Source organism: Chryseobacterium sp. T16E-39 (assembly GCF_002216065.1).
Lineage (GTDB): Bacteria > Bacteroidota > Bacteroidia > Flavobacteriales > Weeksellaceae > Chryseobacterium.
In genome coordinates this window covers 3,143,572-3,168,028 of sequence record NZ_CP022282.1, presented here as the reverse complement: position 1 = coordinate 3,168,028, position 24,457 = coordinate 3,143,572, and the positions used below count along the sequence as shown (strand labels likewise).

Genomic DNA, 24,457 nt, shown 5'->3' with positions numbered 1-24,457 from the left:
TATATTATGCTTCTATTTTTTTTGTGGCAGGCTTGGTTCTTAAGAAGATCAATCCTCCAATAATAATTGCTGCACCTATAAATTGTAAGGCCGTCAATTTTTCGCCATCTAAAATACCCCAGATAATGGCAACGATAGGCATCAATAATGTTACCGTCGACGCAAAGAGGGGTGAAGAAACTTTCAGTAAGCGGTAGTTCATGGTCATCGCCAGCCCTGTTCCGAATATGGATAATAAACCTACAAAAAGAAGCCCCATCATATTGTCCTCGGAAAAACTAAATTCTGAGAAAAATCCGGTTAGTGCCAATGCAACGATGGATGGAAAAAACAAAACAAAAGAGAATATAAATGCCGACAAAATTACGGAAGACAATCCCATAAGTTTGGACTTTACAGTCGTCGTACTTATTGCATAACACAAAGTCGCTAAGAGAAGAAGTAAAATAGGGATCAGTTTGAAATTAGCACTGTCGCCCCCTCCAAAAGCCAGGATACATACGCCCGTAAAGCTTATACATACGCCAATGATCTGTTGTTTTGTGGTTTCGAACTTCCAGATTAAAGCACCTACAATAATTACAAAAATAGGCATCATAGAGTTAATAATACCAGCAATACTACTGCTTACCTCTGTTTCTGCAATAGGAAAAAGAAACATAGGAATGAAATTTCCCGTGATAGCAGCCAGAATAAGCCATTTGATATGTTTTCTTGGAAATAGTTTGTGCTTTGAAATCGCTACCGGAAACAAGATAATTCCGGCTATAAGTACCCTCAATGCACCGACCTGAAAAGGATTAAAGTGCTCTAAAGATTTTTTAATTAAAATAAAAGAAGATCCCCAAATGAGGCTGAGCACAAGTAGGAGGATCCATTTTTCTTTGTCTGCTTTCATTATTATTTTTGGTGTAAATGGTGTAAAAATTGTTTTTTTGGAATCATCCTTGCCCCCAGGCTTTCCAGGTGTTCGGTATGAGACTGGCAGTCTACGAGATCAAGCTGATCTTTATAGGATTCTACAAAATAGATAAAACCTGCTTTGGAAGCATTGCTTACTTTGGCAAACATACTCTCTCCACAAAAGACATTTCCGATCTGAAGGCCATAAAATCCGCCTACCAGTTCTTCATCTTTCCATACTTCGATGCTTTTTGCCAATCCGTATTCATGAAGGGTAATAAACGATTCCATCAATTCATCGGAAAGCCAGGTACCTGCCTGCCCAACTCTGTTTATTTGCTGACAGTTTTTGATTACTCCTCTGAAATCTTTATTCTCAGTGAATGTAAAAATACCCCTGTTGAGTATTTTCCGCATCGATTTTGAAACCTTTAATTCATTGGGGAATAAAACAAAACGAGGATCAGGGCTCCACCAAAGGATTTCCTCCCCGGGATTGAACCAGGGAAAAATACCTAGCTGATAGGCAAACCAGATCCTTTCTACAGATAAATCCCCTCCGAAAGCAATAACGCCTTCGTGTCCGTCGTAAAGTTCCGGATCAGGAAATGAAATCTCGTTTTCGTCTAATCGAACCATGTTGAGGAAAAAAAATCCCACTTAAAAAGCAGGATTTATATTTTTAATTGTTGTATTTTAATTAAAAAGGTAAATCATCGTCCTCGTCTGCTGCAAATGGATTTTCATTTGAAACCGGAGATCCTGATTGAGAAGGGCTAGCCTGAGTAGGTTCTGATCCCATATCAGAAACTTTCTCTACTCTCCATCCTGTAATAGAGTTAAAGTATTTGGTTTCACCTTGAGGAGAAGTCCATTCTCTTCCTCTGATGTTGATTCCTACCTTTACATTTTCGCCTTCTTTAAGGTTATCTAATAAACTAATCTTATCAGACAAAAATTCTATGTTTATCGGCTGTGGATACTGCTCTTGAGTTAAAATAACCATTTCTCTCTTTTGAAATCCACTTGCAAATGTCTGAGCATCAAAAAGTTTCTTTACCGTTCCTTGTAATTCCATATCGTATATATTAACGATGTAAAAGTAAGAAAATGAAATGTAATAAAAGGAGCTCAAAAGGAATTTTGTAAAAAAAATATTTTTTTTTGAGAAAAGCCTTGCAATTATAGAAAATTGCCCTATATTTGCACTCACAAAAACGAAAGAAGTTCTTTAAAATACGACTTAATAAAACAATGCGGATGTGGTGTAATTGGTAGCCACGCCAGACTTAGGATCTGGTGCCGTGAGGCGTGGGGGTTCGAGTCCCTTCATCCGCACAACGTTTTGCGAAAATAGCTCAGCTGGTAGAGCACAACCTTGCCAAGGTTGGGGTCGCGGGTTCGAGTCCCGTTTTTCGCTCCACTCCATGCCCTGGTGGTGGAACTGGTAGACACGCAGGACTTAAAATCCTGTGTCCGCAAGGACGTACGGGTTCAAGTCCCGTCTGGGGTACTAATCCTCTGTAACTTTGTTACGGAGGATTTTTTTTGTTTTTTTAAGATTGTCATTTTAAAACTGATTTCTTACATTTGTCATAAGAATGCTGATGGTATCTGTAAAGCAGATCCATAGGACCAGCGGATGTGGTGTAATTGGTAGCCACGCCAGACTTAGGATCTGGTGCCGCGAGGCGTGGGGGTTCGAGTCCCTTCATCCGCACACAGTATGCGAAAATAGCTCAGCTGGTAGAGCACAACCTTGCCAAGGTTGGGGTCGCGGGTTCGAGTCCCGTTTTTCGCTCCACTCCATGCCCTGGTGGTGGAACTGGTAGACACGCAGGACTTAAAATCCTGTGTCCGCAAGGACGTACGGGTTCAAGTCCCGTCTGGGGTACAAAACCCTCTGTAACTTTGTTACGGAGGGTTTTTTGTTTTTAGGAGGTGCTAATTCTATTGTTTTTTTATTTAATGGTTTTTTTTGACTTCAAAGCCAAATGGATCGGTTTTATTTTTGACTCTTTTTTTACTTTTCGTGAACCAGACCCAATATCCACCGAACTCCAAAAAGATCTGTTATTTCGATGAGTCTTTGCTTTTTTGTTTCCAGAGAAGGCTCTTTTATGTCCCCTACAAGTTGTATGATGAGCCTGTACCGTTCGGATATATTCAGGCAGGGAAAATAAATTGCAAGGTGGTTTCCCTTTTGATATCCTTCATCATGAACAAGGTCGGAACCATGAAGAACGATGCGTTCAGAAATTAGAGAACCACTGATCACCGGTTTATTGGGATATTGATTTAAAGGCATTTCCAATATTTCAAAAGAAAGCTCGCCTCCGAAGCATGATTGGTAAAAAGTAAATGCTTCTTTACAATTCCCTGCCAGCGTTATGAATATTCCGAATTTTGCAGATTTATTTTGTTGTGTAAGCATATGGTTACATTAAGCGTCGGGAATTTCAGGCTCTACAAGCCTTTTTAATTTATCAAGAGATTCCTGCCAGCCCAGATAGCACATTTCTGCAGGTATCTGTTCAGGAATACTGGTTTGTTCAATTCTGATTTCTGTTCCGCATGATACTTTATTGAATGAGACGGTAGTAGTCATTTCTCCGGGCAAAGCAGGATCATCAAACTGCTCAACATATTTAAGGAACTGCCCTTCTCTGATCTCAGCATATGTACCCCCAAAGGAATGCCCGTTACCGGTACTGAAATTTATGAAAGTCATTTTAAACTGTCCGCCTTCTTTAAAATCTGCCTGCTGTACAGTGCATATAAATCCATAAGGTGGAATCCAGGACGCATAGGCTGTCACATCGGCAAATGCACGAAAAACTTTTTCCGGAGAAGCCTGGATTACTCTGTGTAATGAAACGCTGTTGTTTGTCATTTTGGTTGATTTTAGGTGTTTGAATATATTTCAGTTTTTTATATTGATCTAAAGCCTTATTGTGCCGCAGATATTTCATCATAGGATGCCGTTCCGGAAGTAGTTAAGTTTTCTTTTCGGACATTCCATTTCCGGAAGCGGTAAGAAACTGCAAGCAAAGCCAGAAATATAAGAGGCATAATCATATATCCCGGATTCCCGTCAACACATGCATGGCTTATAAATGCAAATACCAGGTTAAATGCCAGACCAGCATAGGCCCATTCTTTTATTTTATCCGGTATTTTATTAAGAGATATCGCCACAATTCCTGCTATTTTACAGATAATTAATGCGTAGGCAAAATAGTCCGGATATCCCAGGGCTTTTGTTCCTGCATTTACATATTCCGCTGCAAACAATAAGGTTGCAGCAGGCATAACGCCTTCCCAAAGGATCAGGACAATAGTAGCTGCCCAGAAAATTATTCTATTCTTTTTCATGTCTCGGGATTTACTAGTTATTAGATGACTCTGTATATTTTACAAAATTATCCAGAATTGCCTGCCAGCCCTGTTTTTGAAATTCAGGATCATTCTCGGTTTCAGCATCAAAGCTTGTTGTTACCAACGTTTTTCCGTCTTGCTCATCGAAGATGGTGGAAGCTGTTCTACCATCAGACATAGTATAAGCAATTTCCTTGTTTTGATCAACCCTATCATAGGTACCTGAGAAATCGAAACCGAAACTTCCATCTCTGGCTTCCATTCTGTTTGTAAATGTACCTCCTACTCTGAGATCGTTATTACTACTAGGACAATGCCAGCTTGGATCTGCTGAATTCCAGTTCATAATATCTTCCGGTGAATTCCACATTTTCCATACTTTTTCTACAGGAGCATTAATTTCAGCTTGTACCTTAATTTTTACTTGTTCTTTCATTGTTTTAATTTTTTGTTGTTATTGTTATGACAAAGTTCGCACAGATAATAAAAACAAGGCTGTTGTAAAAACGACAACTTAAGGGGTGGATTACGACAAAAAATATAAGTATCTTTATAACAAAATAAAAGGCATGAAGATATCAGTTTTTGTTCCTCAATATGGTACGATTGAAGCCATCACCCCGGCATTCAGGACTTTTCATACTGCCAATGAGTTTCTTTCCGTGTTTGGGAAAAAGCCCATTTTTGAAGTAGAATATGTAGGATTAAACGAATATGTCCCGGCTAATAGTGGCGAGTATACGATCAAGACCAACCGGCTTCTTCAGGATGTTAGCCATACGGATCTGCTTATTATTCCTCCTACTTTTGGAAGTATGGATGAGGGCATAACAGCCAATGCCAATGCAATTCCTTATTTCAGGAAACTTTATTTCGGAGGAACAAGCCTTGCCAGTTTATGTGTCGGAGCCTTCCTTCTTGCAGAAACAGGTCTTCTTGACGGCAATAAATGCTCTACCCATTGGGCTTATATCAACGAGTTTAAAAACAGGTATCCGCAGGTAGAAGTAGAAGACGGCGCTATTATAACAGAACATGATAATATTTACAGCAGTGGCGGAGCCAACAGCTTATGGAACCTGATACTATACCTTGTAGAGAAGTATTCAGACAGGGAAACGGCTATTATGATCTCAAAATATTTTGCATTAGACATCAGCAGGGACAACCAGTCACAATTTGCTATTTTCCGGGGCCAGAGAAATCATACGGATGAACAGATTAAGAAGGTTCAGGATTTTATAGAGGAGCACTATGAAGAGAAAATAACGGTTGAAAATCTTGCGGCATATGCCGGGACAGGACGCCGTACTTTTGAAAGAAGGTTTAAAGATGCTACGAACAATACCCCTGTAGAATACATGCAGCGGGTACGGATAGAGGCGGCTAAAAAATTTTTTGAAGCCTCACGGAAAAATGTTTCGGAAGTAATGTATGATGTAGGCTATACGGATACGAAAGCATTTCGTGATATTTTCAGAAAAATCACTGGACTTACGCCCATTGAATACCGGAATAAATTTGCCAAAGTTTATTAAGCTATAACAGGAAGTTCGGTGTGTTTCCTGTATATTTTCTGATTATGGGAAAAACTTAAAATACAGTTCTTGCTGGTAAAAGAAAAAACCGCTTTACATTGTAAAGCGGTTATCGTTTGAATTTTCATGCAAACTGTTGAATGTCTTCTTTGATTAATGATGTCCTTGGGCTGCACCAACACAAGCAGACATCAATTCTGCACCCGCTAAGCCTGCTAAGTATCCTACTACAGGGTTTACGGTAAGTGTACCTGTCAAAGTTCCAGCTACAAATCCTCCCCAGGCGTCTGCTCCCCAAACAACCCAGTTTCTTTTAGCGGTAACATCAGTAGCTCCCCAAAATTCTTGTGATGATTTTGCGATTTCTAAAAAGTAAGAAATGGAATTTTTTTCGAATTCATTAGCAGCGTCTAAACTTCCAATCTTCTCTTCGATATTGTTCCCATCTACTGATTCATCATTTAATACTCGAATCGTTTCCGAATAAAAGGTATCAGATACGATCTCCGAATCTAAAGCCCTTTTTAAAGTGATTGCTAAACTTTCTTTATAGTCAAATTCACTGATATCATTTGAATTAAGAGTCGATAATACAAGTTCAACAAACTCACTTTTGTCATATTTTGAAAGTTCAGGATATTGCGAACTTAAATGATCATACTGAAATTCTATATACTTATCAAAAGTATTCAGCGTTGATATATCATGATTTTTCATCATAAAAGTTAAAAGTTCGTTATGCGCTTCTCCTATATTGTTTTCCATATTTTTTTAAATTGTTAATGATTAATTTTTTGCCGGATACTCCCGGCAGAGAGTTTTAATGATCGATATTTTCATATTCGTATTGTGCACATACAAAACAGAAATCTATTGATGGAATTATTTTTAGTAAAAAATAACAACCTAGGACTCTTATTATTAATTACTGATACAAAAGTACACGCGAGTAGCGACAAAACTCGGCGTATTAAAACTAATTTGGTGAAAAAAATCTAGCGCCAATGCGATCAAGGTGTCTGGGATGGCACAATCTGTTGGATATTTAATTGCCGCTCTGGGACCTCCTGTTTTTGGGAAACTACATGATATGGATTCAAGTTGGCAAAGCTCTTTTTATTTTCTCGTAGCGGCTATACTTTTGATGTTTTTCTTTGGCTTCAAAGCTGCAGGCAAAAGATATGTTGAAGATTAATTGAAATATATTCCAGTAAGGTAGGAAGCTTTACAACCCTATTCAAAATGGTAAGCCTCTCACTTTGTGAGAGGCTTTTGTATTTATTTAATCCTAATCTTTATTTTATTTCCCGGATTTAAACTTCTCCAATTCCTTTTCCAAAGCCTGGATTTTATCCTTTAGCATATCAACATATTCCTTATGGTTTTCCAGCATATAATCCGGAATATTATAATATTGGTTTGTATTTCCAGTTTGTTGAAAAGTACTACTATCATTAAAAGTTAAATTGTCATTGTTTTGAACAACGCCATTGGTTCTTTCTTCTTTAATATCCTCCACAGGAACATCCAAAGCTTTAGCCAGCTTCTCCCATTCATCCTCAAATATCTTTACATCACCGCTTTCCTTTCTGCAATAATTAGAAACATCTGTAGCCAAAATTTTCGACATGTATTCCTGAGTATATCCTCTTTGCTTTCTTAAACTTCTTAGCTTTTCCATAGTGATCTCTTAAATGTGCTTTCCACAAATATAACGAAAATTGTTGTTTTGAGTATTTTTTCAGGATCTCTTTAAAAATCTTTTTCTAAGCTTTAATGCAGGGTTTTCAATAGCATATCGATAGATCAAAGCGCCACCAATGCAGGAGAATAAACAAACGAAAAGAATGATGTTTTCAGGCATCTGAATATCTAATGATTTCAATCCGATCTGTACCATATGAATAATACCTTTATGGGAAAGATAGATTGCATAAGACAAGCCGGCAAGCTGACTGGTAACAAAGGATCCGGATTTGGAGAGTAATGAAGATTGGGAAATTGCAGCCACAACGATCAGTCCATAGCTTATCGCCACTGCCAAAAATCCGAATATCGAGGCATTTTTCTCGGTCTGCTCATTACAAAACCAGAATGAAAAGCCGAGAAGAAGAACTCCTATGACAAGAAAAAGGTTTCCATGCTTGTTGATGAAAGTTTTAAAAGAAGCTGAAAACCGGAACAGATAACCGATCAATACGCCAATGGCCAAACTATCCAGGCGGGTATAAGTAGGATAGTAGATTTTCATATACCATTCCTTCCAGAAGTTATCGGTATTGAGGTTGGGAACGACAAACAGCTCCCATGAAAACCATCTGATCATGATACAGAAGATCAGCGTAAAAAGGATCATATATTTTAAATACCTGAAAGTTCCTGTTTTTAGAAACAAAAGCAATGAAAAAGGAAGGATCAGGTAAAACTGCTCTTCAATACACAGGGACCAGGCGTGGGAAAATGTTCCTTTGCTGATGACATCAAGCCCATAGTTTTGAGTAAAAGTGAGAAATTTCCATAAGGGTGCTAAGCTTTCCCTTTCCCTGAAGAAAGGAATGCAGAAGTACAGTAAAACAGTGAACAGATACGGTGGAATAATTCTGAAAAACCTTTTAATAAAGAAAGACCTGAGGTTGATGTCTCCATGGTTCTTTATTTCTTTAAAAAGCTGATTGGAAATAAGGAAGCCACTCAAGACAAAAAAGAGATCGACACCGGTCCACCCAAATCTTCCGTATTCATCCACCCATGCGGGGTGATCAAAGGAGCGGGAATGATAGAATAAAACCAGGGTTATAGCGAGTGCTCTTAAATGATCCAATCCATAAAATCGTTCAGAAGATGTCTTCATTATTCTTTTTTGTGCAAATGTTCTTAAAAACCGGATATTATACGAACTCCGGTGTTGGAATGAAGCCAATTCATTGCAGAAAGCGTTTTTTGTCGTTCAAATGAAAAATACAGGCATTCGTCATGAATTTCATTTTGTTAAAGTTCTGCTGTGTTTTCCCCGAAATGGATTTCATATTTTTGGGTCTTGTAAAGATGACCAAAAAGAAAAGAATACAACAGGATATTGGCTACCAGATTATTTTCTGGATAGGGCTGTTGTTGTTTGGAATGGCGAAAAACTATGGGCAGTATGAAGGCACCAATTGGGAAGAGATCTTTATTTATGAACTCAGCCATTGGGTTTTTCAGATCATAGCAGCCAATTTTATGTATTACGTGTTGATCGGGCCACTGTTTAACCGGAAAAAATATCTGTTATTTTCGCTCAGCCTTATTCTGAGTCTTTATCTGATTTCTGTGGTGAACCGGATTTTTATTGTGTATGCGGTGGAACCCCTTTTCATGAATTATCCCAAGGACAGCGTATATGATATTTTTACCGATCTCAATTACCTGCTGTTTCATTATATATTTTCAATCATTACCGGAGCTTTTATTTTCATCGCTACGATGTTTATGCTTCGCTACAGGGATGAAAAGGAAAATACGGCCCGGCTTTTTAAAGAAAAAGCTGAACTGGAACTAAAAGCATTGAAATCACAACTGAATCCACACTTTTTGTTTAACACCCTGAATAATATTTACTCTCTTTCCCTTACAAACTCTGAACGGACTTCAGAATCGATCCACCGGCTTTCGGATATCCTGGATTATGTTTTATATAAAGGACAGCGGAAAACGGTTCTTATTTCCGATGAGCTTTTGATTATCAATGATTATATAGAACTTGAAAAATTAAGGTATGATGAAAGATTAAAAGTCCGTACATTCGAAAAGCTGGAATCTTCAAATACGATTCCACCGTTATTGTTTCTTTCACTGGTAGAAAACGCTTTTAAGCATGGAGCGGGAAAGACTTCCGGGGATGTAGAAATTAATATATCGGCCAAAACAGATATCCATCAATCTGTTTTAAAAGTTGAAAATACCTGTAAAGAAATCAATAGCAAGGAGAAGGAAGGGCTTGGTTTAAAAAATATTAAGGAACAGCTACAGCTTTATTTCGATACCCGGTTTGAGCTTACAATAACACAAGAGAACAATTGGTTTACCATTACAATAAAGATACCTGCATATCATGATTAATTGCATCATAGTAGACGATGAACCCCTGGCAATACAACTTTTGGAAAGTCATATTTCAAAAATAGAAAGTCTGAAATTAGTTGGGACGGCTAAAAATGCAATAGATGCATATAAGGTCTTACAGGAAATCCCGGTGGACCTTATGTTTTTGGATATTGAGATGCCCGATTTAAACGGGATCGACTTTCTAAAAACACTCCACACAAAACCCAAAACGATTTTTACAACTGCCTATCGTGAATTTGCCATTGAGGGATTTGAGCTGGAGGCGGTGGACTATTTATTAAAACCTATTTCTTTTGAACGTTTTTTCAGATCTGTAGATAGGGTGTTGAGAAAAGACAGCACAGAGACGGAGCACGAAGAATTTGTGATTCTCAGGTCCGGAGGACTGCAAAGGAAAATAATGCTGGCTGATATTATTTATTTTGAAAGCAGTGGCAATGATGTTAAGGTCTTTTTAAAGGGAAATGCGGACATTATTGCAAAAGATAAAATTTCGGAACTGGAAAGTGTATTATCCGGGAAAGGTTTTATACGGGTGCACCGGTCTTTTATGATCAATTCTCGCTATGTTACTGCTTTTAATAATGATGAGGTCATCGTAGAAGGGAACTCAATTCCTGTCGGGAGAACCTACAAAAGAGAATTTGACGAGTTTATTACACATTTTTCTAAGAATAAAATCAATTAAGTACGCATTGTGATCTGATCGTATTTTCCTTTTTAATAATTTTGCTGTACCCAGAATAATTGTAAGTTCTGTATCTGTATCCTTTGGGTACAGTTCTATAATTTTACATCCTAATGTAAACACTATGGAAACGCGCCTTCAGCACACGAATAATCTCAGATATGATGAGGTTTATATATCTGATCTGAGACTGTTAAAGCAAATATTTATGCAGAAGAAGGATTCAAAGATCGTGAATGAAGATTTTGGACTTCCTTTTCTTCTGGCAAAGAAAAAGGATCTCATTATTGCTTTTGCATGCCTGGTGATCTGTCCCGATAATAAAATAGACTTTATGATCTATGGGTCGAAAGATCTGAATGCAGAAGAACAGGAGGATTTTAGAGCGTATGTTGAAGAACATTGTAAGAAAAATTCTTCTGCTAATTATTATGATCCGGAACAATTAAAAAGTACGATCAGCAGGCTGATCAATTGGATCAACGGTTAATACGAACAATTCTGTTCTGTAGATTTTAAAAACATTCAGTGTATGGGTAAAGAAGTTTTATACCTAAAAATAGCAAAGATAATGATGGAGCAGATTCAAACTGAAACCTTACAGTTTGGAGACAAACTCCCGTCGCTCAGAAGTGCCCAAAAGTTGTATAATGTAAGCCTGAATACCATAAAGCTGGCTTATATGGAGCTGGAAAGTCATTCCTTAATTGAATCAAGACCTAAGTTTGGGTATTTTGTAAGTCATACTTCACAGCGAAAACTGGCACTTCCTTCTGTAACAAAGATCAAAGACTTTGAAATAGAGGGAACTAACGAAGATCTCATTGACAAAGTATTTGGAACAATTTCAGAAACGGATTTTACCCAGTTTGCCTTAGCGATTCCGGGGAAAAACTTTCTGCCTTTGGCCAAAATGAAGAAATCCATTATCAATGTGATCAAGTCTAAGAATGATTTTGGAACAAATTATGAACCCGTACAGGGAAGCCATAACCTTCGCCGTGAAATTGCGAAATGGTCTATCGTTATGGAAGGAAAAATCACAGAAGATGATCTTGTGATAACTTCCGGGGCGATGAATGCTATTTACAATAGTTTGATGGCAGTTACTAAACCCGGAGATTCTGTTGCGGTCGAAAGCCCGGCATATTTCGGGATTTTACAGGCGATCCAGCTGTTGGGATTAAAAACCGTGGAAATTCCTACTCATCCTGTGTACGGAGTAGACCTGGATGCCCTGAAGAAGGTATTACCCAAATTATCAGCATGCTGCTTTGTAACCAATTTCAATAACCCGATGGGATTTCAGATGCCTGATGAAAATAAAAAAGAATTAGTGCGCCTGATTACTCATTATAATGTTCCGTTGATCGAAGATGATATTTATGGTAATTTATATTTTGGATCAGAACGCCCAAAACCATGTAAGTTTTATGATGAAGCAGGATTGGTAATGTGGGTGGGTTCTGTTTCCAAGACCATGGCTCCGGGATACCGGGTGGGGTGGGTCGCGCCGGGGCAATTTAAAGATCGGATCATCCGCCAAAAATTGGTTCAGACGGTTTGCAGTCCGTCATTATATTCTGATGTGATCGCGGATTTTCTTGAATATGGCCGGTATGATCATCATTTGAGGAACTTTAGAAATAAAATGTACTCTAATTATCTTCAGATCCAAAAAGCAGTCACCTCTTACTTTCCGGACAATACGAAAATTTCAGAACCTAAAGGAGGGTTTATGCTGTGGCTGGAACTGGATAAAAGGATCTGTACAGAAGATTTATTTGATGAAGCTTTCAGTCAGAAGATCAATTTTGCCCCGGGAAGAATGTTTTCCCAGTATGACCAATACAAGAACTGCATGCGGTTGAATTACGCTCTCGAATGGACCGACAGGGTAGAAAGTGATATTAAGAAATTAGGAAATATGATAAAAAATAAATTATAATACGATAAAAATATGAATACCCAGAATAATGAAGTAAAGATAGAGGCTTATCGACCTGAATACAAAGAAGCCTTTAAAGCCCTGAATGAAGAATGGATCAAAACATTTTTCGTTATGGAAAGTGGAGATTATAAACTGCTGGATAATCCGGAAGAATATATTATTGACAAAGGAGGTCACATCGTATTTGCATTGTTGGATAACGAGGTGGTAGGAACCTGTGCTTTAGTAAAAACTGAGGATCCTCTTACCTATGAACTTTCAAAGATGGCGGTAAGCCCAAAAGCACAAGGTAAAAAGATTGGATATCTACTAGGACAGGCTTTAGTAGATAAAGCAAGAGCACTGAAAGCCGGAAAAATATTCCTTGAGACAAATTCCGTTTTAGTTCCTGCTATAAAGTTATACGAAAAGCTAGGCTTTGAGCATATTGCGATTAGTCATTCGGCTTATGATCGGTGTGATACACAAATGGAACTGATTTTTAAGGATTAAATAAAAAAGATATTAGAACTTGGAGCAATCCTCGTTCTAATATCCAATTTAAATCTACTAATGATATGTACTGAAATTTTTCTTTTTATTTTTTAATAAAACTTTTAGTGAAAGACTTCTGAGTTCCTGTAAGTTTTATAAAATAGATACCACTTGGTACTGTACTGATATCGAATACTTCATCATATTGTCCAAATGATGATTTCACTTTTTTAGAAGAAACTATAGTTCCTTTAGTATCGATTACCTGCAGGGTTATTTCTTTTTCCTCTGATTTGAATTTTACATTGATTTTCTGATCCGCAGGATTGGGATAAATAGCGAAATCCTCAGATGATTTTTCAATGTTTCTTGCAGATAAAGTATTGCCCTGACAGTTAGGCAGTCTGTTTACCCCGTCAATTCCCCATGAACTCTGAACAGGAATACATAACCAGTTCAATACAGTTGGCAGATGGTCTGTTTCTCTTGTGGTAGATAAGTAATTGTAAATTTTGAAATTGTTTGCAGTGTTAAGGCTACGGGTTGGGCTTCCGGTAATAGAGCTGTTGTTGTTGTTTGAACTTGAGTCAGTTAGCGTATTTCCTGAAGCTTCATCACACTTCCAGTTTGCTAACAATTGGGAATAGTTAGGGTGCGATGAGGTAATACTTTGGGTAGCCCAATTAACAATGACATCATTTGGAAGTGCAGATTTCCAGATTCTGATGTCTTTATAAGAAGCAGCAAGGTTTTGTCCATAAGTATTGGTCCCGTCCTGATTGATCGTAAGCGGAAGTCCGGAATCAATATTTCCGATCGTATTCATTTTAGCAAAAGTGACAGGAACACCATCTTCATATAAGGTTACAAGACCATCTCTATCAAAGCTTACGGCAATATGTTTCCATTTGTTGGTTTCCATTTTACCACCTACCAGGTCGATCCTGTTAGTTCCGTCACCAATATTTACTTTATACGTCTGCCCTGAGTATCCTGAAATAACGAATCCTTTGTTTTTTCCGCTGTTCCAGTTTTTATTACTGATCATTACGGGATCACTGGAGAAGCTTGCATTAGGTTTTACCCAAAATTCAATGGTAAAATCCTGTGTGCTTCCAAAATTAAACGGAACCTGATTAACAGGTTTAGCATATGTTCCTGCTGGGAAATTAAGCTGGTTGTGAGTAATATTTGAGTTAACTTCCGTCTTGCTTATCTGCTGTGGAGTAAGATTTGGATTAGAATATATGGTAAAGATGTTTCTTTCAGAAAGGTTTCCTCCACCGTGACCATCATTAACGGCTCCATGGTCTGTTGTTAAAACCACCAGCCAGTCTTCATTATTGTAAGTGGCTCTGGTTTTCATTGCATTTACAATTTCTCCGATATAACTATCTGTAGTCTGCATTGATGAAACATATTGGGGAACTGTGGAAGAAAATCCATACGAATGCCCGGCATGGTCTACATCATCAAAATCCACAAATAGAATATCAGGATTATCGTTCTGTAAAGCATTTACGGCTGCATTTTTTACTGCCAGATCTGTTCCGAAGTTGGTCTGAACATCTGCGTCTTTAACAATAATATCATTGATCGGAGCCCAGTGTGCCAGTGAAATGGTTCTTAAATTTGGATTGTAAGCTTCCGCACGGGTTAGAAAATCCGGATAATTAATGTAGTTTGGATTGGTGAAATTATTATCCTGAACATTGTGTTTTGTATGCCATACGCCCGTTAACATCGTGCTCCATCCGTTTCCACTCCAGGTAGTTGCAGCACAAAGGCCATCCAGGGAATAAACAGACTTTGTAATCAGGCTCTTGATGTTGGGAGTATTGGATGACATCATGACATCTGCACGGCATCCGTCAATACCAATAAAAAGGACTTTTTTCGTTTGAGCACTTATAAAGCAGCTCGCGACCAGGGCCATTGAAAATAGTTTTGTTTTCATAGAAATTTTTTGTTTTTAGAAATGAAAATGTTTACAAATAGTAATTATATTTTATTATTTGTAAAATTAATTTACTATTTGTAAACATGTATGAACTTAAAGTTAATTAAAGGATAAAAAAACAATAAGAAACTGAGGCTGAATGATCAGTAGTAAGATGAAAAAATATGCTAGATAATTTCTTCAGCCTCAGAGATGGTATTGAATATATAATCCGGATTGGATTTTTCCAGTTCAGGTCTTTTTTGAGCTCCGGAAAGAACAGCGATCGTTAATCCACAATGTGCATTTTTTCCTTCCTCAATATCAACGACCGAATCACCTGCTTTTAATACCTTTTGCGGATCACGGATATTGAATTTCTGCATAGCCAGATGGATCATTTCAGGACTTGGACGGCTTTCAGATACATCATTAGCGGTAATAAGCGCGTCATAATATACGTTTTCTTTCCAGCCTAATTTATCCAGGAGTTGTTGCGCAATCTCATGGCTGTATCCTGTATTGAGAATAATTTTTTTATTTTTGGATCTCATTTTTAATAAAAAATCCTCAACTCCATCAATCGGTTTTACCTCTAAATTTTGATAGGCTGTTTTAAGCTGGTCTGAGAAATTTTCAAAGATGGGAAGAGCTTCATTTTTATCACCCCCGATTTCATGTAATAAGCTGCTGATAGCTTCCAGTTTTTCCTTTCCTGCACAGCTGGACAAGACCTTTTCAAGACTCACTCCATAGCCGTAATCATTAACGGCATGCATTAAAGTTTTATATACTACATTATCTTCATTAATTGTAGTTCCGGCCATGTCCAGAACCAATAATTCTATGTTCTTCATTATTTTTATGCGTAAATTTTATCAATATTAAATTTTGAAAAACCGCCACTTGCGGTCATTCCTTTTCCTCCGATACCTGTGATAATATGAATATTGGAAGATGGATTGTGTTCGAATATATCTTTTGTTTTACATTGGGAATAGATTCCAAACCACCTTCTTTGGATCTCGTAAGTAGGAAGGTCCATAATCTTCTTTGCTTCACTGATCATAAATTCATCAATTTCCATATTCAGGTCATACCCCAAATCATCCGAATCTTTTGCACTCGCGTACTCATGGGAATCTCCCAGAATAATTGAACCATCAAGAGCCTGTTTAAATAAAATATGGACACCGAATTTTTTCTCAAAAGAATGAGGATCTTCTAATGCTTTGATACTTTCAAAAGAAGGACATTCCTGAAATGATTCGTATCTCCGGATAGATAAACCGGTAAGGATATTTCCCTGTAAGGAATAAATGCCCTGCGGTTTTGTCTGTAACATCTGAAGTTTGGTAACTACTAAGTCGCTTTCATTGAATACATTAGGATATAATGTTTTAAACTCGTGTCCGCCACAGATAATAATTTTTGCTGCATGAAGTTCCTGTCCGTCAGCTGTAATTGCAGTGCATTGACTGTCAGTTTCATAAGTCTCTACAACTGTCGTATTGTAGTAAATCTTTAAATCTAATTTTTCCTGTAAAAGACGGTGCAGTTTTACGATCATTTCACCAGAATCTATAGAAAGCTCTTCAGGGAAAAAAAGCCCCCCTTTACAATAATCGGATCGCAAACCATCGAATTTTTTCATACAGTCATTTTTTGAGAGGAGAACAGACTCATAACTATTTTTCTGGTTGATATCATGAAGCTCATGGATCAGTTGAAGTTCTTCCTCGTTGGAGGCTAAATAAACGGAGCCATTCTTTCGTATCGTCAGGTCGGTTTGGGATTGCAGTTCGTTATAGATCGCTAAACTTTCCCTTCCGAAATTCTGCCATTTAAGATCCATTCCTGAAGGAACCACTTGTCCGAAATTTCTTACGGTAGCTCCCTGAGGCAAAGAATTCTTCTCCACTAAAGCTACTTTCAGGTTTCTTTTTAATGCATGATAAGCGTGGAATGTTCCCAGGATCCCACCTCCTACAACAATAAGGTCAAATTTTGTTGTCATTTTAATTTTGTTTTAAACCATTTTCGATGCGTCGAAATTGATATATTGATTGTTATTTAATTTAGGTTTTGATTTTTTTTTGAACGCTACATAAGCAATGATTGAAGAAATCAAAACAATGATCACAATAAAGTAATTGAGGTGAATATAAAAATTCAGCCAGGTGGTTTTGGAAGATCCGAAATTCTTATAAAGCAAGATCAGAACACTTCCCAGATATCCGAATGAATCTACGAAATAAATAAGGAAGCCGACATTGCCTTTAATTTCAAACGCAGCGATCATCCGGTCAAAGTAAATTCCGTTGAAGGGAATATAGCATAGATACATTCCCAATCCAGAAAGCATCATCCATAAAAAAGGTGACATCATATGATGCTGGAAAAAATAGGTGGAAAAACCTACGGTTCCGATCCCCACGAAAAGAATGTAATGGTAATAGGTGAAAGCTCTTTTGTTGTTCTTAACCCGGACCATTAAGCTTAACACCAGAAGAACAACGATAGCAATAGGAATTTCCGTTATCGTGAAAATTGAACTGTCTGATTTAAAATTCAGGGCATCCCAGATCTCACGATTGAAATTGTCTCTGAAATCCCGGAGAATCGTCAAACTGATATACAAAACAGTAATACACATCATCGGAATAAAAAACTGGCGGATCAATGCTTTTCTGGCTGGTTTATCCAATGGAAGTCTTTTGTTTTTTAATAAAATGTCCTCCTCGGAAGGCTGAGGAATTTTATTTAATAAAACACCGAAGATGATTAATGGAATGATAAAAAACAGACCCGCTGTGAAGGGCATCCAGAATTCTGAAACCCCAAAGGTATCCATGATAAATTTTCCAACAGATTTAGTGAATCCGGACGAAACCACAAAGCTTGAACATAAAAACAACCCGATAATCTCTGTTGTTTTCCGTCCTTCGATGTAGGAAAATACAATGCCCCAGATCATCCCTAACGGAATTCCGTTAATGAACATACATAGTATATTGTAAGGAGCTGGAACAATAGCAAAACCTAATAGGGCAAGTTCTGCAATGGCAATAAAAGTAAAAAGAAAGAAAATCCTTTTTTCAGGTTTAAGCTCAGAAATGAATCGTATTCCAATAAATTTTGAAATAAAATATCCCATAACCTGAGCGATAATGATCAATACTTTATAGTCAACGCCAAAGTAGGCGAGTCCTTCGAAAGAGGCTACTGTAAAGGGTTTTCTAAACCCATACATGCAGAAGTAAACACCGAAAGCAGAAAATGCTGCTTTCAGTGTTACCATTGTGTTTTTACGAGTGTTATCTGCCATCTTGATGCTCTTAGAAGTTCAGTTTAATTCCCAGATTGAATCTTACACCATAGTATTCTACCTGTTCAGGTCTATCTTCATTTTTTCCGAAATGATAGATCAAAGGTTTATTCAGAATGTTATTTACGTCTGCGTACAACATTAAATGTTTCGTAAACTGATAAGAGCCTCCAAAATCTAAACTGCTGTATTTCCCGTAATAAGTATCATTGATATCATCTTCAGCATATTCGACCGCATATTTTCCTTTGTAGTTATAAGCCAGCCTTGCGTTGAACCCTTTCTTTTCGAAGAATAACTGTACATTATATAACTGCTTTGCCTGATAGGGAAGCGCCACTTTTCTACCACTTGGCTTTTCCATTTCTGAAGTCATAAATGTAGCATTCAGCTGGGTTCCGAAATATTGTAAGAAACCGGGAAGGAAATCAAACCTTCTGTTGAGGCCAAGCTCTACACCTCCTAAAGAAGCTGCCTTTCCGTTATTGGGAGCGGTATATTGTACACCATTTATTCCATTATATGATCCGATAAAAGAGTCTTGGAAAACAGGATCTGTGATTGATTTATAAAAGACCCCACCACTTAAGATCCCAACGTTAGAGAAATAATATTCTCCCATGAGGTCAAAGTTTAATGAATATGTAGGATTCAGATTGGGGTTTCCTCCTTTGAATTCATTATCTGCTTCAATGTAAGTTCCGCCCGGAGTTAAATCTCCGAAATTAGGTCTGGAGAATGTTCTTGTAGCAGCGAAACGAAGGTTTGTTTTGTCATTTAAGGTGTACTTGATGTGTAGCATCGGTAGAACTGCAAGGTATTTTTTGGTGTTTTCAACTGAAACTAATTTGTCATCAACTACATTGTATCCCCGTACTTTGGTGTTGGTGTTTGATAACCGGATTCCACCCAAAACCGTAATTTTATCATTCAATTTAAAAGTCCCCATTCCGTAAGCATCTGCATGTTTTTCAAAGACATCGAAATTTCTTCCTAAAGCTTTGTTGTATTCAAGAGATTCTGAATCTGCGGGATTTATTTTTAAATTCCCTTGATTCTGAAACCAAAACTGATTCATCCCTGTGGTTGATAAAACGGGTCCGAAAGTATTTCCAATATGGGCATTCATTTCACTTAAGTATTTAGGACCATTCGGTTGCGTTGTAATGTATTGTCCGAAATCAGAGAGAAGAGGGGCTGTTCCGTTATTCCAGCTATAGAAAATATCAGAGAACTTTGCCGTACGCTCTTTATCCCTGTATTTAAAACCATATTTTAAGGTTAGCCGGTCAGAAATATTCAATTCGTGATTGAAAGCAGCGACAATTTTATCTTTCTCATCAATAAAAACTTTATAGAATTCCAGATCGGTAAATCTCATCTTTGAGGCGTCCATTTTAAAATTTGGATCACTGTAAAAACCAAATAAAGCATCTGGGTCTTTATAATCTAATTTTCCGCCATCGGCTTTCCAGTAGGCTCTTGGTCCGTTTCCGTGATCTGCAATATAGCTGGGGTCAATTCCAACTCCGGATTGGGTGTATTTGATAACATAATAGGAATTATTCTGTTTGTCAGGAATGTTTCCATATTTGAATTTATTATCATAATAGGATAGGTCCCAATCAATTTTTCCCTTATTTAACTGATGAATTCCACCTAAAGAAACAGAAGTTAGCTCTGTAATTAAAAGATTGTGGATGTTCTGCAGTTCAACTCTTGCTGTATGATCGCCTGAACTGAATTTGTCGAATCTTATTCTGTGCTTGTAGTGGGTTTCATCATCAGACAAAGTTCCATACATTCCTTTTAAATATAAAGTACTCTTTGGAGACAGCACATATTCAAAAGCGGTATTGATCCCGGTCGTTTTTCTTACCCCGTTATAATCACGTAATTCTAATCTGAAAACTCCTTCATCACCACTTCTTCTTGCTTCAAAATTATCTGTAGACCAGTTTCTGGTAAAATGAGCAACATTAAAAAGATAACCGAATTTTTTATCTTTCGTTCTTCCTCCATATAACAGTCCCAGATTATAAACGCCTTTATCAGATTTTGCATTGTAACCACTTCCAACTGTGATTTTTAGCTCCTGTTTCATAGGAGGAGTTTTCGTGATGAAATTGACTCCGCCTCCTATACCGTCTGCTTCCATATCTGGCGTAAAAGATTTGTTTACGTGAACGTAGGAAATAAGTTCTGTTGGAAAAAAGTCAAATGCTGTTGCTCTTGAGGTTGTTTCTTCTTCTGCTGTGGGGAGCCTGTTTCCGTTGATCGTTGTTGACGCCCAGAATGGAGGGAGTCCTCTGATGGATACAAATCTTCCCTCTCCCTGATCCCTTTCAATGGAAACTCCCTGGACACGCTGAACCGTTTCTGCTGCATTTCTGTCCGGTAGCTTCCCGATACCATCAGAAGCAATCACGTTGGTAATGTTTATTGCGTTCTTTTGTAGGCTTAAAGCTCTTGCTTCACTGTTTTTTAAAGTTGCTGTAACGATTACCTCGTCAATATTTTTATGTTTTTGGGATAATCGGATGACACCAAGGTCTGTATTCTCTTCAGATTGGATTTGTACTGAAATATTGTTGTTTTCGTATCCTATATAGCTGATCTGTAAATTATATTCACCCGTTTTAAGGTCGCTGATCGTAAATTTACCATCAAGATCAGTGATAATATTTTTAGATGATCCTTTTATTTTGATGGTCGCACCAGGAAGGGGCTGATTCTCGTCGGATACAATTCCTGTAACCGTTTGTTTTTGGGCAGATACCCAACCAATGAAACAAAGAAACATAAGGAGTAATAATTTCTTCAATTTTGTTTTCATTTTTACAAATATTAAATTTTTATGCAAATCAAGCCAATAATTTTAATATATGTAAATATTTAGTATTAAGTAATAATTAACAAATAACACGAAATTGTTAAGAGGGTGTTACATGAAATCTTTCTTAAAAAACAAGATAAAAGTGTAATTAATACTGTAAAACAGTAGGTTTAGCAATTTTGTTAAATAGTTTGGATTGGAACTGAGTGGCGAAATAAACAAAGAATTCGTTCATTCTGCATTCATTTTAGTAAATCCCTAGAATGCAAAAGTTGAATATTTGTAAACTTTTTTATTAAATTAAGAATAAAAACAGACCTCCGATATTGGATAGAAAATAAGAATATAAAACTATTTATCAGAGTAGAAGTAAAGAACCAGCATGATACAGCTTTCATTGCTGATGCTTACCGGTACGTGAGGTAATTTCCCATTGAAATACAGTGAATCTCCTTCGTGTAAAATGATTTCCTCATTATCGATCAGGTATTTTACTTCTCCTTTCAGAATATATTTGAATTCCCAGGCATCTGTAATTACCTTTTCCCTTTTTGAATTGGGTTCCAGGGTTAGTAGAACGGCTTCAAAACCCAAAGAATGAAGACTTTTGCTGAAAATATGAACATATTTAAAGCCTTCTGCCTCTACTTCTTTTTCAATAAGCTGCTGATTATCTTTAGGCAAATAAATGAATTTAGCGTTTGATTTTTTTTCAACCCCTTCGAAGAAAAAGCTTGCATCGATTTCCAGGGACTGGATGAGGTCTAAAAGAACAGGAAGAGAAGGAATCGTTCTCCCGTTTTCAATTCGGGATACCAGACCATTGCTCACATTAGCCTTGAAAGCCAGTTCATTGATGGTTAAATTATTTTTCTTTCTAATATCTTTTAATCTTTTACCGATGCCTATTAAAAAATCATTCATACTTTAAAAATTTAACCTAAACAGTTTTCATTATTTGCTTATCACAGCAAATGTAGTATTATTCTCTATAGTTTTCAATAACTTTAAAATCATTTCATTGAAAATCTCATGAATCATGGATTCCCTCTGTTTCCTATCTTTTTGTTATTTTTGTGAAATTCGTTACTTATGAAAAAAATTATTCTGATCGAAGACGAAACCAGTGTGGTCTCTTTTATTAAAAAAGGACTTCAGGAAAAAGGCTATGAAATTTCTGTAGCTTTTGACGGACGTACAGGTGTACAGCTGGTAGAAGCCAATGATTTTGATCTGGTAATTTTAGATATTATGCTGCCTGAAATGAATGGTCTTGATGTCTGTAAAGAAATAAGAAAGACCAATCAGCATGTTCCCATCCTTTTCCTTACCGCATTGGGAACTTCAGAAAATATTGTTCTGGGCCTTGAAAGCGGCGGGGATGATTATCTTGTAAAACCATTTAAATTTATTGAGCTCGTTGCCCGTATCAAATCTTTATTGAGACGGAGTATCAGCAATAATGCGACCCTGGAGACTGCAGAGCCGGAGGTAGATAACGAATATATTTACCAGGTTTCAGATCTGATCGTGAATGATTATACTAAAAAAATAACGCGGGCAGGAGAAGAGGTCTCCCTTACTTCTACAGAATATAAATTATTGATGTATTTCCTGAATAATCCTGAAAAAGTAATTTCCAGAGCAGAAATCCTGGATGCAGTTTGGGGTGTCAATTATGAGCTGGGAACCAATGTCGTTGATGTATATGTGAATTATTTAAGGAAAAAGCTCGACAGCCAGGAAGATCAAAAGCTGATCCACACAGTAATAGGAATGGGATATGTACTAAAAAAACCATAAAGGATGTTCAATAAAGTTGTTACCACTCAAACCAAAACAATGGTTCTTTTAATGGTCGTTTTTACGACGATTATATTATTGTTCGGAGGGTTGGTGTACTTCTCTATTGTCAACTTTTCACATCAAAGGTTTTACGAGCTGCTTAAAATCCGGACAACCACTATCGTACAAATAGAAAAAGGAAAAGAGCATCTTGATCTTCCCGAAAATTATGTACTGAACAGCCTTAATGACGAAGAGCTTCCGATGGAAAAGGACTATGTGTTTATGGTTCCGGCGGATTCCAACTTTAAAAAAATATCCCAGGAAGTTCATATTCCGGCTACATTTTTTAAAAATATCATGAAAAATGGAGAGGACAATTTTAATGATAAAGAGTTCTATTATATAGGACAATCCTTTAAGTTTCATGATAAAGAATATATAGCAATAGCCTCCGCTAAGAACCATTATCTGATTTACTATCTTGGATTCCTCAAAAGAACACTGGTCACCTGTATTGTACTTTCCCTGTTCTTCAGCATGATCTTCTCTTTTTATCTGTCTAAAACTTTATTTAAACCGATCCTAAAGATCACAGGAAAAGTAAAAGAGATCAGTTCCGAAAATCTACATCTAAGATTGGAACCACATCCGGATAATAAAGAACTGAACGAGTTGGCAGATACCTTCAATGATATGCTCAACCGCATTGAAACTTCATTTGAAACACAGAATCACCTGATCGGAAATGTGTCACATGAATTAAGAACTCCACTCACCTCTATTATGGGAGAAGCTGATGTTGCCCTTTCCATTAACAGGACGGCTGATGAATATAAAGAAACACTGGAGGTTATTCTGGATGAAGCGGAAAAGCTGGATAAAAAAATTAAAGCCCTGCTGATGATTGCCCAAACAGGGTTCGATGGTAAAATTCAGAAAATAGATAAAGTAAGGATCGATCAGCTGCTATGGGATGTGATTGAAACACTAAGAAAGATCGATACCCGGAATAATATTTATTTAGACATCAGCATGTTGCCTGAAAATCCTAAAAAACTGAAAGTTCGTGGAAATGAGCAGTTGCTGCATCTTGCGGTAGCTAATATTATTAATAACGGATGTAAATATTCTAATTTCCAACAGGTGAAAGTTTCGTTAGGAGCAACAGATACAGATGTTTATATCATTGTCAAAGATAACGGGATAGGAATCCCCGAAGAGGAAATGAATAAGATCTATGACCCGTTTTTCAGAGCCTCCAACACCAAAAACTATGAAGGATATGGTATCGGCTTGCCATTAGCCCGAAATATTGTCAGAATGCACCATGGAGAACTGATCGTAAGTTCTCATGAAAATCAGGGTACGACTGTTCAGCTTCGTTTTCCGAATTTCTATACGACGCAGGCGGAGGACTTGTAAAAAGGGATCTGTAATTCAATGTTTTGTGTTTTTAGATTTGTGAAAAGGCAAAATTGCTGAATCGTGAAATCGCTTTCTTTGGTTGAGGATTCCGTTTTTTATTATCAT

Annotated in this window: 25 protein-coding genes and 6 tRNA genes; 15 read left to right on the top strand and 16 right to left on the bottom strand. The window is 37.2% G+C overall.

Annotated features, from left to right (window positions below; genetic code table 11):
• Positions 1–4 precede the first annotated feature (4 nt).
• The 3 genes from CEY12_RS14260 to CEY12_RS14250 form a co-directional block, all read right to left on the bottom strand.
• Complete coding sequence (locus CEY12_RS14260; RefSeq protein WP_089028316.1) at positions 5–898, bottom strand: DMT family transporter; 894 nt, start codon at positions 896–898, stop codon at positions 5–7.
• 2 nt (positions 899–900) lie between these two features.
• The gene (aat, locus tag CEY12_RS14255; protein ID WP_089028315.1) at positions 901–1,542 is read right to left on the bottom strand and encodes a leucyl/phenylalanyl-tRNA--protein transferase; all 642 of its coding nucleotides are present in this window, start codon (positions 1,540–1,542) and stop codon (positions 901–903) included.
• A gap of 61 nt (positions 1,543–1,603) precedes the next feature.
• Positions 1,604–1,981, bottom strand: coding sequence for a DUF3127 domain-containing protein (locus CEY12_RS14250; RefSeq protein ID WP_089029886.1), 378 nt, complete (start codon positions 1,979–1,981; stop codon positions 1,604–1,606).
• 178 nt (positions 1,982–2,159) lie between these two features.
• On the opposite strand from CEY12_RS14250, the gene CEY12_RS14245 reads away from it, so the two are divergent.
• The 6 genes from CEY12_RS14245 (at position 2,160) to CEY12_RS14220 (ending at position 2,797) form a co-directional block, all read left to right on the top strand.
• Positions 2,160–2,241: transfer RNA gene (locus tag CEY12_RS14245), tRNA-Leu, on the top strand.
• Between the two features lie 9 nt (positions 2,242–2,250).
• Positions 2,251–2,326, top strand: a tRNA-Gly gene (locus tag CEY12_RS14240).
• Positions 2,327–2,332: 6 nt separating this feature from the next.
• Positions 2,333–2,416, top strand: a tRNA-Leu gene (locus CEY12_RS14235).
• Between the two features lie 125 nt (positions 2,417–2,541).
• Positions 2,542–2,623 (top strand) — tRNA-Leu (locus CEY12_RS14230).
• An 8-nt stretch (positions 2,624–2,631) separates the two neighbouring features.
• Positions 2,632–2,707 (top strand) — tRNA-Gly (locus tag CEY12_RS14225).
• A gap of 6 nt (positions 2,708–2,713) precedes the next feature.
• Positions 2,714–2,797 (top strand) — tRNA-Leu (locus CEY12_RS14220).
• A gap of 129 nt (positions 2,798–2,926) precedes the next feature.
• Here CEY12_RS14220 and CEY12_RS14215 read toward each other — a convergent pair.
• Genes CEY12_RS14215 through CEY12_RS14200 form a run of 4 tightly spaced genes read right to left on the bottom strand, consistent with a single transcriptional unit; the run spans position 2,927 to position 4,717 of the window.
• A complete protein-coding gene (locus tag CEY12_RS14215; protein ID WP_089028314.1) occupies positions 2,927–3,337 on the bottom strand; it encodes a VOC family protein in 411 nt (136 codons plus the stop codon).
• Positions 3,338–3,346: 9 nt separating this feature from the next.
• Positions 3,347–3,796: an SRPBCC family protein gene (locus CEY12_RS14210; RefSeq protein WP_089028313.1), complete on the bottom strand. Its 450-nt coding sequence runs from the start codon at positions 3,794–3,796 to the stop codon at positions 3,347–3,349.
• A gap of 56 nt (positions 3,797–3,852) precedes the next feature.
• Positions 3,853–4,278 (bottom strand): DoxX family protein, encoded by a 426-nt coding sequence (locus tag CEY12_RS14205; protein ID WP_089028312.1) that lies wholly within the window; start codon positions 4,276–4,278, stop codon positions 3,853–3,855.
• A gap of 13 nt (positions 4,279–4,291) precedes the next feature.
• Positions 4,292–4,717 (bottom strand): SRPBCC family protein, encoded by a 426-nt coding sequence (locus tag CEY12_RS14200; RefSeq protein WP_089028311.1) that lies wholly within the window; start codon positions 4,715–4,717, stop codon positions 4,292–4,294.
• 133 nt (positions 4,718–4,850) lie between these two features.
• Between CEY12_RS14200 and CEY12_RS14195 the strand changes: the two genes are divergently transcribed.
• A complete protein-coding gene (locus CEY12_RS14195; protein ID WP_089028310.1) occupies positions 4,851–5,819 on the top strand; it encodes a GlxA family transcriptional regulator in 969 nt (322 codons plus the stop codon).
• A gap of 153 nt (positions 5,820–5,972) precedes the next feature.
• Here CEY12_RS14195 and CEY12_RS14190 read toward each other — a convergent pair whose 3' ends face one another.
• Positions 5,973–6,584: a hypothetical protein gene (locus tag CEY12_RS14190; protein ID WP_089028309.1), complete on the bottom strand. Its 612-nt coding sequence runs from the start codon at positions 6,582–6,584 to the stop codon at positions 5,973–5,975.
• A gap of 259 nt (positions 6,585–6,843) precedes the next feature.
• Between CEY12_RS14190 and CEY12_RS14185 the strand changes: the two genes are divergently transcribed.
• Positions 6,844–7,014: a hypothetical protein gene (locus CEY12_RS14185; protein WP_317043924.1), complete on the top strand. Its 171-nt coding sequence runs from the start codon at positions 6,844–6,846 to the stop codon at positions 7,012–7,014.
• 105 nt (positions 7,015–7,119) lie between these two features.
• Here the strand turns inward: CEY12_RS14185 and CEY12_RS14180 are convergent, their stop codons facing one another.
• Both CEY12_RS14180 and CEY12_RS14175 read right to left on the bottom strand, forming a co-directional pair.
• Positions 7,120–7,500 (bottom strand): helix-turn-helix domain-containing protein, encoded by a 381-nt coding sequence (locus CEY12_RS14180; RefSeq protein WP_089028307.1) that lies wholly within the window; start codon positions 7,498–7,500, stop codon positions 7,120–7,122.
• Positions 7,501–7,560: 60 nt separating this feature from the next.
• Entirely contained in the window at positions 7,561–8,670 is a 1,110-nt protein-coding gene (locus CEY12_RS14175) for an acyltransferase family protein (RefSeq protein WP_089028306.1), read from the bottom strand.
• Positions 8,671–8,834: 164 nt separating this feature from the next.
• Here CEY12_RS14175 and CEY12_RS14170 point away from each other — a divergent pair, with 164 nt between their 5' ends.
• From CEY12_RS14170 to CEY12_RS14150, 5 genes are all read left to right on the top strand, one after another.
• Positions 8,835–9,917 carry a sensor histidine kinase gene (locus tag CEY12_RS14170; protein WP_228409701.1) on the top strand — a complete coding sequence of 361 codons (1,083 nt, stop codon included), beginning with the start codon at positions 8,835–8,837 and terminating at the stop codon, positions 9,915–9,917.
• The gene (locus tag CEY12_RS14165; protein WP_089028305.1) at positions 9,910–10,611 is read left to right on the top strand and encodes a LytR/AlgR family response regulator transcription factor; all 702 of its coding nucleotides are present in this window, start codon (positions 9,910–9,912) and stop codon (positions 10,609–10,611) included. The genes CEY12_RS14170 and CEY12_RS14165 overlap by 8 nt, the downstream gene beginning before the upstream one ends.
• Before the next feature lie 124 nt (positions 10,612–10,735).
• A complete protein-coding gene (locus CEY12_RS14160) occupies positions 10,736–11,101 on the top strand; it encodes a hypothetical protein (RefSeq protein ID WP_089028304.1) in 366 nt (121 codons plus the stop codon).
• 42 nt (positions 11,102–11,143) lie between these two features.
• Positions 11,144–12,559, top strand: a complete 1,416-nt coding sequence (locus tag CEY12_RS14155; RefSeq protein WP_089028303.1) for a PLP-dependent aminotransferase family protein — start codon at positions 11,144–11,146, stop codon at positions 12,557–12,559.
• A 12-nt stretch (positions 12,560–12,571) separates the two neighbouring features.
• Entirely contained in the window at positions 12,572–13,054 is a 483-nt protein-coding gene (locus CEY12_RS14150) for a GNAT family N-acetyltransferase (protein WP_089028302.1), read from the top strand.
• Positions 13,055–13,139: 85 nt separating this feature from the next.
• Here CEY12_RS14150 and CEY12_RS14145 read toward each other — a convergent pair whose 3' ends face one another.
• From CEY12_RS14145 to CEY12_RS14120, 6 genes are all read right to left on the bottom strand, one after another.
• Positions 13,140–14,993, bottom strand: a complete 1,854-nt coding sequence (locus CEY12_RS14145; RefSeq protein WP_089028301.1) for a LamG-like jellyroll fold domain-containing protein — start codon at positions 14,991–14,993, stop codon at positions 13,140–13,142.
• A 170-nt stretch (positions 14,994–15,163) separates the two neighbouring features.
• Positions 15,164–15,832: an HAD-IA family hydrolase gene (locus CEY12_RS14140; protein ID WP_089028300.1), complete on the bottom strand. Its 669-nt coding sequence runs from the start codon at positions 15,830–15,832 to the stop codon at positions 15,164–15,166.
• A 5-nt stretch (positions 15,833–15,837) separates the two neighbouring features.
• On the bottom strand, positions 15,838–16,992 hold the full coding sequence (locus CEY12_RS14135; RefSeq protein WP_089028299.1) for a TIGR03364 family FAD-dependent oxidoreductase: 1,155 nt from the start codon (positions 16,990–16,992) through the stop codon (positions 15,838–15,840).
• 12 nt (positions 16,993–17,004) lie between these two features.
• Entirely contained in the window at positions 17,005–18,303 is a 1,299-nt protein-coding gene (locus tag CEY12_RS14130) for a DUF5690 family protein (RefSeq protein WP_089028298.1), read from the bottom strand.
• Between the two features lie 10 nt (positions 18,304–18,313).
• A complete protein-coding gene (locus CEY12_RS14125) occupies positions 18,314–21,139 on the bottom strand; it encodes a TonB-dependent receptor (RefSeq protein WP_089028297.1) in 2,826 nt (941 codons plus the stop codon).
• Between the two features lie 351 nt (positions 21,140–21,490).
• Positions 21,491–22,063, bottom strand: a complete 573-nt coding sequence (locus CEY12_RS14120) for a helix-turn-helix domain-containing protein (RefSeq protein ID WP_089028296.1) — start codon at positions 22,061–22,063, stop codon at positions 21,491–21,493.
• Between the two features lie 168 nt (positions 22,064–22,231).
• Between CEY12_RS14120 and CEY12_RS14115 the strand changes: the two genes are divergently transcribed.
• Together CEY12_RS14115 and CEY12_RS14110 are read left to right on the top strand one after the other, a co-directional pair.
• Positions 22,232–22,942: a response regulator transcription factor gene (locus CEY12_RS14115; RefSeq protein ID WP_089028295.1), complete on the top strand. Its 711-nt coding sequence runs from the start codon at positions 22,232–22,234 to the stop codon at positions 22,940–22,942.
• 3 nt (positions 22,943–22,945) lie between these two features.
• A complete protein-coding gene (locus CEY12_RS14110; protein ID WP_089028294.1) occupies positions 22,946–24,349 on the top strand; it encodes a sensor histidine kinase in 1,404 nt (467 codons plus the stop codon).
• Positions 24,350–24,457 lie beyond the last annotated feature (108 nt).

Excerpts from the sequence above, each read along its gene's own strand:
- CEY12_RS14260 (WP_089028316.1), bottom strand. The coding sequence starts at position 898 with ATGAAAGCAGACAAAGAAAAATGGATCCTCCTACTTGTGCTCAGCCTC.
- CEY12_RS14200 (WP_089028311.1), bottom strand. The coding sequence starts at position 4,717 with ATGAAAGAACAAGTAAAAATTAAGGTACAAGCTGAAATTAATGCTCCT.
- CEY12_RS14160 (WP_089028304.1), top strand. The coding sequence starts at position 10,736 with ATGGAAACGCGCCTTCAGCACACGAATAATCTCAGATATGATGAGGTT.
- aat (WP_089028315.1), bottom strand. The coding sequence starts at position 1,542 with ATGGTTCGATTAGACGAAAACGAGATTTCATTTCCTGATCCGGAACTT.
- CEY12_RS14130 (WP_089028298.1), bottom strand. The coding sequence starts at position 18,303 with ATGGCAGATAACACTCGTAAAAACACAATGGTAACACTGAAAGCAGCA.
- CEY12_RS14250 (WP_089029886.1), bottom strand. The coding sequence starts at position 1,981 with ATGGAATTACAAGGAACGGTAAAGAAACTTTTTGATGCTCAGACATTT.
- CEY12_RS14215 (WP_089028314.1), bottom strand. The coding sequence starts at position 3,337 with ATGCTTACACAACAAAATAAATCTGCAAAATTCGGAATATTCATAACG.
- CEY12_RS14210 (WP_089028313.1), bottom strand. The coding sequence starts at position 3,796 with ATGACAAACAACAGCGTTTCATTACACAGAGTAATCCAGGCTTCTCCG.
- CEY12_RS14190 (WP_089028309.1), bottom strand. The coding sequence starts at position 6,584 with ATGGAAAACAATATAGGAGAAGCGCATAACGAACTTTTAACTTTTATG.
- CEY12_RS14120 (WP_089028296.1), bottom strand. The coding sequence starts at position 22,063 with ATGAATGATTTTTTAATAGGCATCGGTAAAAGATTAAAAGATATTAGA.
- CEY12_RS14205 (WP_089028312.1), bottom strand. The coding sequence starts at position 4,278 with ATGAAAAAGAATAGAATAATTTTCTGGGCAGCTACTATTGTCCTGATC.
- CEY12_RS14110 (WP_089028294.1), top strand. The coding sequence starts at position 22,946 with ATGTTCAATAAAGTTGTTACCACTCAAACCAAAACAATGGTTCTTTTA.
- CEY12_RS14150 (WP_089028302.1), top strand. The coding sequence starts at position 12,572 with ATGAATACCCAGAATAATGAAGTAAAGATAGAGGCTTATCGACCTGAA.
- CEY12_RS14145 (WP_089028301.1), bottom strand. The coding sequence starts at position 14,993 with ATGAAAACAAAACTATTTTCAATGGCCCTGGTCGCGAGCTGCTTTATA.
- CEY12_RS14185 (WP_317043924.1), top strand. The coding sequence starts at position 6,844 with ATGGCACAATCTGTTGGATATTTAATTGCCGCTCTGGGACCTCCTGTT.
- CEY12_RS14170 (WP_228409701.1), top strand. The coding sequence starts at position 8,835 with ATGGATTTCATATTTTTGGGTCTTGTAAAGATGACCAAAAAGAAAAGA.
- CEY12_RS14175 (WP_089028306.1), bottom strand. The coding sequence starts at position 8,670 with ATGAAGACATCTTCTGAACGATTTTATGGATTGGATCATTTAAGAGCA.
- CEY12_RS14165 (WP_089028305.1), top strand. The coding sequence starts at position 9,910 with ATGATTAATTGCATCATAGTAGACGATGAACCCCTGGCAATACAACTT.
- CEY12_RS14125 (WP_089028297.1), bottom strand. The coding sequence starts at position 21,139 with ATGAAAACAAAATTGAAGAAATTATTACTCCTTATGTTTCTTTGTTTC.
- CEY12_RS14180 (WP_089028307.1), bottom strand. The coding sequence starts at position 7,500 with ATGGAAAAGCTAAGAAGTTTAAGAAAGCAAAGAGGATATACTCAGGAA.
- CEY12_RS14135 (WP_089028299.1), bottom strand. The coding sequence starts at position 16,992 with ATGACAACAAAATTTGACCTTATTGTTGTAGGAGGTGGGATCCTGGGA.
- CEY12_RS14140 (WP_089028300.1), bottom strand. The coding sequence starts at position 15,832 with ATGAAGAACATAGAATTATTGGTTCTGGACATGGCCGGAACTACAATT.
- CEY12_RS14195 (WP_089028310.1), top strand. The coding sequence starts at position 4,851 with ATGAAGATATCAGTTTTTGTTCCTCAATATGGTACGATTGAAGCCATC.
- CEY12_RS14115 (WP_089028295.1), top strand. The coding sequence starts at position 22,232 with ATGAAAAAAATTATTCTGATCGAAGACGAAACCAGTGTGGTCTCTTTT.
- CEY12_RS14155 (WP_089028303.1), top strand. The coding sequence starts at position 11,144 with ATGGGTAAAGAAGTTTTATACCTAAAAATAGCAAAGATAATGATGGAG.